Origin of the sequence: Colwellia sp. BRX10-1 (assembly GCF_014077545.1) — a bacterium.
Taxonomy (GTDB): Bacteria; Pseudomonadota; Gammaproteobacteria; order Enterobacterales; family Alteromonadaceae; genus Colwellia_A.
In genome coordinates this window covers 1-11,681 of sequence record NZ_JACGWC010000015.1, presented here as the reverse complement: position 1 = coordinate 11,681, position 11,681 = coordinate 1, and the positions used below count along the sequence as shown (strand labels likewise).

Below are 11,681 nucleotides of genomic sequence, written 5' to 3'. Positions count from 1 at the left end.
TAGAGAGAACTGAAAAATGCCAAAACGTACCGATTTAAAAAGTATCTTGATCTTAGGCGCTGGCCCAATTGTTATTGGTCAAGCATGTGAATTCGATTATTCAGGCGCACAAGCCTGTAAAGCACTTCGTGAAGAAGGCTACCGAGTTATTTTAGTTAACTCAAACCCTGCAACTATCATGACAGACCCTGAAATGGCCGACGCAACTTACATTGAGCCTATTCACTGGGAAGTTGTGCGCAAGATCATTGAAAAAGAACGTCCTTGTGCGGTTTTACCGACTATGGGTGGTCAAACGGCTTTAAACTGTGCTTTAGAACTTGAAGCAAAAGGCGTATTAAAAGAATTTAATGTTGAAATGATCGGCGCAACAGCTGATGCGATTGATAAAGCTGAAGATCGTTCTCGTTTCGATAAAGCCATGAAAGCAATCGGCTTAGATACGCCAAATGCTGAAATTGTTCATACGATTGAAGAAGCGCACGCCGCTAGTAAAATCTTAGGCTTTCCTTGTATCATTCGACCTTCATTTACTATGGGGGGTACCGGTGGTGGTATCGCTTATAACCGCGAAGAGTTCCATGAAATTTGTACTCGTGGATTAGATCTCTCGCCAACCTCTGAATTATTGATTGATGAATCATTAATTGGTTGGAAAGAGTATGAGATGGAAGTGGTTCGCGACAAAAATGATAACTGTATTATTATTTGTTCGATTGAAAACTTTGACCCTATGGGTATTCATACCGGTGATTCTATTACGGTTGCTCCAGCACAGACGTTAACTGATAAAGAATACCAAATCATGCGTAATGCATCGATTGCGGTTTTACGTGAAATTGGCGTAGAAACAGGCGGATCTAACGTACAGTTTGGTATTTGTCCTAACACTGGCCGCATGGTTATTATCGAGATGAACCCACGTGTTTCACGTTCATCAGCACTTGCTTCAAAAGCAACAGGTTTCCCAATAGCTAAGATTGCTGCAAAATTAGCGGTCGGTTATACGCTTGACGAATTAACTAACGATATTACCGGCGGCGCAACTCCAGCGTCATTTGAACCGACTATTGATTATGTTGTTACTAAGATTCCACGTTTTAATTTTGAAAAATTTGCTGGCTGTGAAGACCGTCTAACCACGCAAATGAAATCAGTTGGCGAAGTAATGGCCATTGGCCGTAACCAACAAGAATCATTACAAAAAGCGTTACGTGGCTTAGAAGTTGGCGTAAATGGTTTTGACTCTATGGTTGATGTTACTCAGCCGGGCGCTAAAACTAAAATTATGCACGAACTTCAAGAAGCTGGCGCTGACCGTATTTGGTATATCGCTGATGCGTTTCGCTTAGGTTTATCAGTTGACGATATTTATCGCTTAACTATGGTCGACCGTTGGTTCCTTATTCAAATCGAAGATATCGTTTTAGAAGAAGCTAAAGTTGCTGCCGGCGGTTTAAAAATATTAACCGCCGACTATTTGCGTAAACTTAAACGTAAAGGTTTTGCTGATTCTCGCCTTGCCGATTTAATTGGTATAGCCGAAGCTGAAGTGCGTAAAAAACGTCATAAAGCTAATATTTTCCCAGTATACAAACGTGTTGATACCTGTGCGGCTGAATTTAGTTCAGATACAGCTTACATGTATTCAACCTACGATGAAGAGTGTGAAGCAAACCCAACCGATAAAGAATCAATTATGATTTTAGGTGGCGGTCCAAACCGTATCGGTCAAGGTATTGAATTTGATTACTGTTGTGTACATGCGGCATTAGCGTTACGCGAAGACGGTTATGAAACTATCATGGTCAATTGTAACCCTGAAACTGTTTCAACTGATTACGACACATCAGACCGTTTATATTTTGAATCTATCACTTTTGAAGATGTTCTTGAAATTGTTCGTATCGAAAAACCTAAAGGCGTTATTGTGCAATACGGTGGTCAAACACCGCTTAAATTAGCGCGTGCTTTAGAAGCAGCCGGAGTGCCTATTATTGGTACCTCTCCTGATGCAATCGATAGAGCAGAAGATAGAGAGCGTTTTCAACAAGCCGTTGAACGCTTAGGTTTATTACAACCAGAAAATGCGACGGTGACTTCATTAGAAGAAGCAATGGCTAAAGCTGAAGGTATTGGCTTTCCGTTAGTTGTTCGTCCATCTTATGTTTTAGGTGGTCGTGCGATGGAAATTGTTTATGACCTAGATGATTTACGTCGATACATGACAGAAGCTGTTAGTGTTTCAAATGATTCACCAGTCTTGCTTGATCATTTTCTTGATGATGCGATTGAAGTCGATATCGACGTTGTTTGTGATGGAACTGACGTTGTTGTTGGCGGCATTATGCAACACATTGAACAAGCGGGTGTTCACTCAGGTGACTCAGCATGTTCATTGCCAGCTTATAGCTTAAGCCAAGAAGTCCAAGATGTTATGCGTAAGCAGGTTACCGACTTAGCATTTGAGTTAGGCGTTATTGGCTTAATGAACACACAAATGGCGGTTAAAGATAACGAAGTTTACATTATTGAAGTAAACCCTCGTGCTGCACGTACCATACCGTTTGTTTCTAAAGCGACATCTGTGCCACTAGCTAAAATTGGCGCACGTGTCATGGCTGGCAAGTCACTAAGAGAACAAGGGATAACGAAAGAAATTATTCCTCCATACTTTTCAGTGAAAGAAGTGGTTATTCCGTTTAACAAGTTTCACGGTAGTGATCCTTTGGTTGGTCCTGAAATGCGCTCTACGGGTGAAGTGATGGGCGTTGGCAAGACATTTGAAGAAGCATACGCAAAAGCTTGTTTAGGTGCCGGTGTATCTGTGCCTAAATCAGGTCGTGCGTTAATCTCTGTTCGTAACAGTGATAAAGTACGTGTGGTTGATTTAGCGAAACAGTTGGTCGCTTTAGGTTATGACGTCGATGCTACTCATGGCACAGCGATTATCCTAGGTGAAGCTAATATTCCATGTCGCTTAGTTAATAAGGTACAAGAAGGTCGTCCGCATATTCTTGATAGAATCAAAAATGGTGAATATAGCTATATTATTAACACCACAGAAGGTCGTAAAGCGATTGAAGATTCTAAAGTCTTGCGTGGAGGAGCATTGCGCTATAAAGTGGCATACACGACTACTTTGAACGCAGCATTTGCAACATGCCAATCTCATGCAGCTGATGATAGAAATACGGTAACATCAATACAAGAATTGCATAAGCAATGTAATTAATATTGAAGTATGTAAGGCATTTATTTATTATGAGATAAATGCTTTATAAAAAATTGTTATATAAGGGTGGTTATACTTTTTAAGTAAGCCACCTTTATCATTTAAAAAGAAGAGAGAAATGACAAAATATCCAATGACACTTCTTGGTGCTGAACAGCTGAAAGAAGAGCTTAGAGTTTTAAAAACAGAAAAACGCCCACGTATTGTTAAAGATATCGCTGTTGCCCGTGAACATGGTGATTTAAAAGAAAATGCAGAATACCATGCGGCTAAAGAAGAGCAGGGCTTTTGTGAAGGCCGAATTCAAGATATTGAAGGTCGACTGTGTAATGCTCAAGTTATCGATATCACTAAGATACCCAATCATGGCAAAGTGCTTTTTGGTACAACAGTTACCTTATTAAACATTGAAACCGAAGTTGAAGTCACTTATAAAATTGTTGGTGATGATGAAGCAGACTTTAAAACCGGTCGTATTTCATTAAACTCACCGATTGCTCGTGGTTTAATTGGTAAAGAAGTTGATTCTGAAGTTGAAATCACCATACCTGGTGGCGTTGTTGAATATGAGATTGTTTCAGTCGAATATATTTAATATACAGCTAGAGTAAACCCAGTTACAAGAGACCAAGCCCATTATGAAAATAATGGGCTTTTTTATGTTAAGCCCTGTTATTTTAGTATCTCAGAATCTCAGCATCTAAGTGACCAGTTCCCAAGGTCGTCATGCTGAACTTGTTTCAGTATCTAAGTGACCCGATCCTAAGGTCGTCATGCTGAATTTATTTCAGTATCTAAGTGACCAGATCCCAAGGTCGTCATGCTGAATTTATTTCAGTATCTAAGTGACCAGATCCTGAAACCAGTTCAGGATGACGGAGTTTTTGTTGTCTACAAAAAAGCAGTACTTCAGTATTAAGGTGAGAGAGCTCAGGTTTAGAATAATATTTATGTCAGTATCTAAGTAACGAGATCTTAATGTCGTCATACTGAATTTATTTCAGTATCTAAGTGACGATATCTTAAGGTCGTCATGCTGAACTTTTTTCAGTATCTAAGTGACTAGATCCTGAAACAAGTTCAGCATGACGGAGTTTTTGTTGTCTACAAAAAAGCAGTAATTCAGTGTTAATGTCAGAGAGATCAGGTTTAGAATAATATTTATGTCAGTATCTAAGTGACGAGATCTTAAAGTCGTCATGCTGAATTTATTTCAGTATCTAAATGACCAGATCCTGAAACCAGTTCAGGATGACGGAGTTTTTGTTATCTACAACAAAGTATGAATAATTCCAATCGTGTCAATAACAAAGAAAAATGATGTTTATAAAACGATTACTATTAATTGTTATCAACTTTTCGTAGTATTTAATGAATGAAGAATATAGGTTTTATGAGCTGATTTATCGTGGAGATAATATGAAAAAAGTAGCATTTGTTGGTTTAGGCGTTATGGGCTATCCAATGGCCGGACATTTACAAAAGGCAGGCTTTGATGTTTGCGTTTATAACCGTACGACTGCGAAGGCAGAACAATGGGTGCAAGAGTTTGGTGGCTGTTTAGCTCAAAGTCCAAGAGAAGCCGCCCAAGGTTGCGAGATCGTCTTTTCCTGTGTTGGTAATGACAATGATGTTAGGCAAGTTGTTTTGGGGGATGACGGTATATTCGCTGGCTTAGCTGTTGGCGCTATTTTGGTCGATCACACTACCGCTTCAGCAGAGCTGGCAAGAGATCTTGATGCACTAGCAAAATTGCAAAAAAAGCACTTTATTGATGCACCCGTATCCGGTGGCCAAGCCGGCGCAGAGAATGGTGTATTAACGGTTATGGCCGGTGGTGACTTGACTATTTTTGAACAGGTAAAGCCAGTCATGGATGCTTATGCCCGCTTTAGTCAATTAATGGGGCAGGTAGGCTCGGGTCAGTTAGCTAAGATGGTTAATCAAATATGTTTTGTAAACACCGTACAAGGCTTAGCAGAGGGCCTTAACTTTGCCCAGAAGGCAGGTCTTGATACTGATAAGCTAATAGAGACCATTTCTAAAGGTGCAGCAGGTTCATGGCAAATGGATAATCGTGGTAAAACGATGTGTGCCCGAGAATTTGATTTTGGCTTTGCCGTCGATTGGGTGAGAAAAGATTTAGCTATGGCGTTCAGTGAAGCAGAAAAAATCGGCGCTGACTTAACCATTACTAAACAATTAGACGGTTATTATGAAGAGGTACAGAACAAAGGCGGTAGCCGTTGGGATACATCTAGCTTGATCGCTCGTCTAGATGATTAACAAGTTAACTTGCTAGCCGTCTGACAATTAAGATAGCCAAAAAATGTATTAGTATATTTAACGTCTTAAATTTAGCGTAAAAAAAGCCTGCATATAACTGCAGGCTTATCTTATGTGGCTCCTTAGCTCTTTCTTTGACTCTTTCTTTAGCTCTTTCTTTAGCTATGGACTTGAACCAGGGACAAACGCTGACTTTATATAAGCATAGTCCGTTGCTCTGCCAACTGAGCTATTGAGCTTTCTAAGATCATTAAATTTAGTGTAAAAAAAAGTCTGTAAATAATTGCAGGCTTATCTTATGTGGCTCCTTAGCTCTTTCTTTAGCTATGGACTTGAACCAGGGACAAACGCTGACTTTATATAAGCACAGTCCGTTGCTCTACCAACTGAGCTATTAAGCTATTGAGCTTTCTTAGATCATTAAATTTAGTGTAAAAAAAAGCCTGCAAATATTTGCAGGCTTATCTTATGTGGCTCCTCAACCTGGACTTGAACCGGGGAGAAACGCTGACTTTATATAAGCACAGTCCGTTGCTCTACCAACTGAGCTATTGAGGAATTGTTCTTTATGTAGTTGCCTTTAAAAATGAAAAACGACTATTTTTATTCACTACTATCAATTAATTGAAGTAGTCATTCAAATAAAAAAAAGCCTGCAAATAATTGCAGGCTTATCTTATGTGGCTCCTCAACCTGGACTTGAACCAGGGACAAACGGATTAACAGTCCGTTGCTCTACCAACTGAGCTATTGAGGAATTGTTCTTTATGTAGTTGCCTTTAATAATGAAAAGCGACTATTTTTATTCACTACTATCAATTAATTGAAGTAGTCATTCAAATAAAAAAAAGCCTGCAAATAATTGCAGGCTTATCTTATATGGCTCCTCAACCTGGACTTGAACCAGGGACAAACGGATTAACAGTCCGTTGCTCTACCAACTGAGCTATTGAGGAATTGTTCTTTTCTAAAGCCGCTTTAAAATTCAAAGCCACTCATCTTAATTTGGCTCCTCAACCTGGACTTGAACCAGGGACAAACGGATTAACAGTCCGTTGCTCTACCAACTGAGCTATTGAGGAATTGTTTTGTTTGCCAAGGGTCTTGGCTAACGGGGCGAGATATTAAATGTCCGTGGCGGAACTGTCAACACAAAATGTAGAAATAAATCATTATTTTGTTTGTTTGCTTATTTTGTCGACACTCAGTCTGCTTTATCTTCAAGTTCAGTGCTTTTTTTACACTTGGGCTATATAAGTTACTATTACACAAAGTTATCCACTGAATCTGTGGATAACTTTGTGAGTTAAAGTGTAAAAAAGCGTAACTTGGGTGAAGAATGCACGTTACAGCTAAATGGCTATATAAAGATGATTTATCTTTTTATATTTATAACAGTGACTTAGTTAGTTTTGTTGTCTACTTTACTATCTTAGTGTGATTTTTGTTCAACGTCAGTTTTTATACCCATTTGCAGTGAGTTATACAAAAGTAAAGATATTTCAACGTTATTATTTATTTCTTTTTAACATTAAATTTATATAAAAAATTAAAATGAAGTTGAAATAAAATATATACATAGCGAGTCTTATCACTATCTTTTACAATACTTTGCTATTCTCCTGCAAAGACAAGCAAAAGCTACCTTTAAATGACCGAAATAAATAAAAAGAAAAAAATCAATTTACTCGAAGACCCTGTTGCAGAAACCATTAAACGTATGACTATACCTATGATATACGGTATGGTTTTGTTAATGACTTTTAACTTGGTCGATACTTTTTTCGTTGGTTTACTCGGTACACAACCTCTCGCAGCAATCAGCTTTACCTTTCCTATTACCTTTACCGTGATCAGTTTAACCATAGGTTTGGGTATTGGCACATCAGCTGTTATTGCCAAAGCCTTAGGTAAAGGTAATGATGATTCTGCAAAAAACTCAGGCACAGCAGCGATATATTTAGCGGCAATAATTGTCGGTATTATATCTTGTGTTGGTTATTATTTTATTGATGAAACCTTTTTATTACTGGGAGCGAGTGAAAGTTTATTACCGCTTATTCATCAATACATGGATATCTGGTTTATTGGCAGTATTTGTTTAATTGGACCTATGATAGGTAACGCTATTTTAAGAGCATCCGGTGATACCAAAACGCCAAGCATAATTATGGGCAGTGCCGGTTTAATTAATGCGATATTAGATCCTATTTTTATTTTTGGATTAGGTCCTATACCGGCCATGGGAATACAAGGTGCGGCTATTGCGACGCTAATCTCTTGGGTTTTTGGACTCTTATTGGTTTTATATATTGTTGGTATCAAGCGACAATTAATTCACACTACGCTGTTACCTTTGAAAACATTTATTGCGTCGAGTCGAGGTATTTTACATATCGGTTTACCAGCAGCGGGGGCTAATATGCTTACGCCAATAGCCGCTGCTATTTTAACCGCTATTGTAGCAAATTATGGTGAGTCGGCTGTTGCAGCCTTTGGTGTTGGCTCTCGTATTGAATCTATAGCTTGTTTAGTTGTGCTGGCTATGTCGATGACTTTACCTCCTTTTATTAGCCAAAATTTTGGTGCTGGTAATATGCATAGGGTTGAGACAAGCTATAAAGCATCAACAAAGTTTATCATGGTATTACAATTACTTATTTATTTGCTACTGGTGTTAATTGCGCCATTTATCGCCGATGTTTTCTCTAAAGAACAAGCGGTAGCAGATATTATTGTACTTTTTATTTGGATACTTCCCTTAGGTTATGGTTTTCAAGGCGTCATTATTTTAACTAATTCTTCTTTTAATGCACTTCATAAGCCGTTAGTGGCATTAGTGCTTAGCGCTATTCGACTTTTTGTCTGTTATGTTCCTTTAGCCTATTTAGGCAGTGTTTATTATGGTCTTGAAGGGTTTTTCATTGGTGGAGTCTTTGGCAATTTTATTATGGCGATGATCTCATACCGTTTATTTGATAAACAATTTCCGCATGAACTTACCCAAGCAAAGGATTTTTCTTAATGAAATCAATGGATTTAAAGTCAGATTACACCCCTAATGGTGACCAACCAGCAGCGATTAAACAGTTAGTTGATGGTATTGAAGATGGCTTAGCGCATCAAACGCTATTAGGCGTTACTGGCTCAGGAAAAACCTTTACTATTGCCAATGTTGTTGCGACCTTAAATCGTCCGACAATGATGATTGCCCCCAATAAAACCCTTGCTGCACAACTTTATAGTGAGATGAAAGAGTTCTTTCCAAATAATGCGGTCGAATACTTTGTTTCTTATTATGATTATTATCAACCAGAAGCTTACGTGCCAACAACAGATACTTTTATAGAGAAGGACGCCTCTGTAAACGAACATATCGAACAAATGCGCTTGTCGGCTACTAAGGCCTTGCTAGAGCGTAGAGATGTTATCATTATCGCTTCAGTGTCTGCTATTTATGGTTTGGGTGACCCCGACTCGTATTTAAAGATGATGCTACACATTAGTGTTGGCGATATTATCAACCAGCGCGATATTTTACGACGCTTAGCTGAATTACAGTACAAGCGTAACGATGTCGCTTTTCAACGAGCAACTTATCGGGTGCGCGGTGATGTTATTGACATATTTCCTGCTGAATCAGATCGTTTGGCGTTACGTGTTGAATTGTTCGACGAAGAAATAGAACGTTTGTCGATGTTCGATCCGCTGACTGGACAAGTTGACCGCACGCTAGATCGAGTAACCGTATACCCTAAAACACATTACGCGACCCCAAGAGATAAAATTTTATCAGCAATAGATAAAATTAAAATCGAGTTAAAAGAGCGAGCAACTTTTTTAAAGGATAATAACCGCTTAATTGAAGAGCAACGCATCGTGCAACGTACTCAATTCGATATTGAAATGATGACAGAGCTGGGTTATTGCTCGGGTATTGAAAATTATTCTCGTTACTTATCAGGGCGTGGGGAAGGGGAAGCACCACCGACTTTATTTGATTATTTACCTGACGATGGTTTATTAATTATTGATGAATCGCATGTAACCGTGCCGCAAATAGGTGCTATGTATAAAGGCGATCGTTCTCGTAAAGAAAACCTAGTGAACTATGGCTTTCGTTTGCCATCTGCATTGGATAACCGTCCAATGAAGTTTGATGAGTTTGAAGCGTTAGCGCCACAAACTATTTATGTTTCAGCGACACCGAGTAATTACGAGATTGAAAAGTCAGGTAATGAAATTGCTCAGCAATTAGTTCGTCCAACAGGATTACTTGATCCTATCATCGAAGTTCGTCCAGTCGAAACACAAGTTGATGACTTATTATCAGAAATTCGAAAACGTGTCGTGATACAAGAGCGTGTTTTAGCGACAACGCTAACCAAGCGAATGGCAGAAGATCTTACTGATTACTTAGATGAACATAATGTAAAAGCCCGTTATTTACATTCTGACATTGATACCGTCGAGCGTGTTGAAATTATTCGTGACTTTCGTTTAGGTAAGTTTGATGTGCTCGTTGGTATTAACTTATTACGTGAAGGTTTAGATATGCCAGAAGTCTCCTTAGTGGCGATTTTAGATGCAGATAAAGAGGGATTTTTACGCTCAGAGCGTTCACTTATTCAAACGATTGGACGTGCTGCCCGTAATATTAATGGTCGGGCTATTTTATATGCGGCGAAGATCACTGGCTCTATGAAAAAAGCGATTGATGAAACTGAACGAAGACGTGAGATGCAACATCAATACAACCTTGATAATAACATTACGCCTCGGGGAGTCATTAGCAAAATTAGTGATGCACTTCATAATGGTACGGTATCTTCAAGTAACACCTTATTAAATGTAGCTGAGCAAGCTTCAGATTATAAAATATTATCAATTAAAGATATTGATAAAAAAATTAAGCAGCTTGAAAGTGAAATGCTTAACCATGCTCAAAATCTAGAGTTTGAACAAGCTGCTAATTTACGTGATGAAGTGGCAAAATTAAGAGAACAGCAGCTATCTCGTTAAATAGATTTGTCATCACTTAAGCTCAAACATCATATATTGGCTGATGATGTTTGAGACGGACTCACAATTGCAATATGGCAAGTGGCTAATGTCATTGATTATTTTATCTTGAATATCTAAAGGAAACAGCATTAGCTGTTCAAGATAAAGATGTGCTTGAACTTCGTTATTATTATTAACGAAGTCCACCAGTCGACTTGCATGATTCTTCCAAATAACACTCATATACATTACCTCTGAAACTTAAATAACTTTATGCTCCTTTATTCATAAGCCAATCTAACGGTGATTAATGGTATGAGACGATGATCTTACCCCATTAAGCTCAGTTTAAGTTTAGAGTATCTCAGCGGAAGGGTTATATGTTTTAGGAATTAAAACCCTTTGTTTGCAACCTTGTTTTATAAGTAAGAGGGACTTTAGCGCTAACTATGTGATGTTTGATGATATTTAAAATTTTATGATCGCTGTAGACATCTCCATTAAGGTCAATTTAAATTTCCCTTAGGCGTTTTTTATCTCAACAAACGACCCTTTACCGCTTTGTAAAGGGTGTTTTACTCTATCGTAGACAATAAAAAACCAGTCTAGTGACTGGTTTTTTTAATTTTACCTAGTGGTAAATATATACGCTATATAGGCCTATGGTTTAGTTGGACCTGCACCACTACGACTTACTGCGTTAGATACTCTTGCCATTTTACCCGATGAAGCATGCTTGACACGATCTTCACTAGCAATGAAGTCCGTAGGAACTTCATTCATGGTGGTAATTGATTCTGTTTTAGTCATTGGCGCAGATGATTTACCTGGCTTACTACCTTTACTAGAAACTTTCCCTGCCTTTGAGCTCACTTTAGGGCTTGGTTTTCTTGAAATAACGCGCTTTGGCTTTTCAACTGCAGTTTCAACTTCTTGCTCTGCAACTTGAGGTTCATCAAAAGGTAAATCTTGTTGAACTTCTGCTTTGCTTGTTTCAACCACTGTTGTCTCAACCACTGTTGTCTCAACCGTAGTTGTTGCTACAACAGTAGTTTCAACTGCTGGCTTTTCAGCTACCGGTGTATCAACCGTGGTCGTTTCAACGATCGTTGTTTCAACTAACGGTGTGGTAACAACCGTGGTTTCAACAACAGGT

5 protein-coding genes, 4 tRNA genes and 1 pseudogene are annotated in these 11,681 nt (G+C 38.6%); 5 read left to right on the top strand and 5 right to left on the bottom strand.

The window, feature by feature from the left end; all coding sequences use genetic code 11:
• The first annotated feature begins 16 nt into the window (after positions 1-16).
• The 3 genes from carB (at position 17) to H4J75_RS12765 (ending at position 5,521) form a co-directional block, all read left to right on the top strand.
• The gene (gene carB / locus H4J75_RS12775; protein ID WP_070376487.1) at positions 17-3,235 is read left to right on the top strand and encodes a carbamoyl-phosphate synthase large subunit; all 3,219 of its coding nucleotides are present in this window, start codon (positions 17-19) and stop codon (positions 3,233-3,235) included.
• A 118-nt stretch (positions 3,236-3,353) separates the two neighbouring features.
• The gene (gene greA, locus H4J75_RS12770; protein ID WP_070376488.1) at positions 3,354-3,830 is read left to right on the top strand and encodes a transcription elongation factor GreA; all 477 of its coding nucleotides are present in this window, start codon (positions 3,354-3,356) and stop codon (positions 3,828-3,830) included.
• A gap of 824 nt (positions 3,831-4,654) precedes the next feature.
• A complete protein-coding gene (locus H4J75_RS12765; protein ID WP_182216280.1) occupies positions 4,655-5,521 on the top strand; it encodes an NAD(P)-dependent oxidoreductase in 867 nt (288 codons plus the stop codon).
• Positions 5,522-5,992: 471 nt separating this feature from the next.
• Here the strand turns inward: H4J75_RS12765 and H4J75_RS12760 are convergent.
• From H4J75_RS12760 to H4J75_RS12745, 4 genes are all read right to left on the bottom strand, one after another.
• Positions 5,993-6,079: transfer RNA gene (locus H4J75_RS12760), tRNA-Ile, on the bottom strand.
• A gap of 123 nt (positions 6,080-6,202) precedes the next feature.
• A tRNA-Asn gene (locus tag H4J75_RS12755) sits at positions 6,203-6,278 on the bottom strand.
• 123 nt (positions 6,279-6,401) lie between these two features.
• Positions 6,402-6,477: transfer RNA gene (locus H4J75_RS12750), tRNA-Asn, on the bottom strand.
• Positions 6,478-6,527: 50 nt separating this feature from the next.
• Positions 6,528-6,603, bottom strand: a tRNA-Asn gene (locus H4J75_RS12745).
• 569 nt (positions 6,604-7,172) lie between these two features.
• On the opposite strand from H4J75_RS12745, the gene H4J75_RS12740 reads away from it, so the two are divergent.
• Together H4J75_RS12740 and uvrB are read left to right on the top strand one after the other, a co-directional pair.
• The gene (locus H4J75_RS12740) at positions 7,173-8,546 is read left to right on the top strand and encodes an MATE family efflux transporter (RefSeq protein ID WP_182222352.1); all 1,374 of its coding nucleotides are present in this window, start codon (positions 7,173-7,175) and stop codon (positions 8,544-8,546) included.
• A complete protein-coding gene (gene uvrB / locus H4J75_RS12735) occupies positions 8,546-10,543 on the top strand; it encodes an excinuclease ABC subunit UvrB (protein ID WP_182222351.1) in 1,998 nt (665 codons plus the stop codon). The genes H4J75_RS12740 and uvrB overlap by 1 nt, the downstream gene beginning before the upstream one ends.
• Positions 10,544-11,185: 642 nt before the next feature.
• Here the strand turns inward: uvrB and H4J75_RS12730 are convergent.
• Positions 11,186-11,681: pseudogene (locus tag H4J75_RS12730) on the bottom strand (hypothetical protein); the annotation flags it as partial.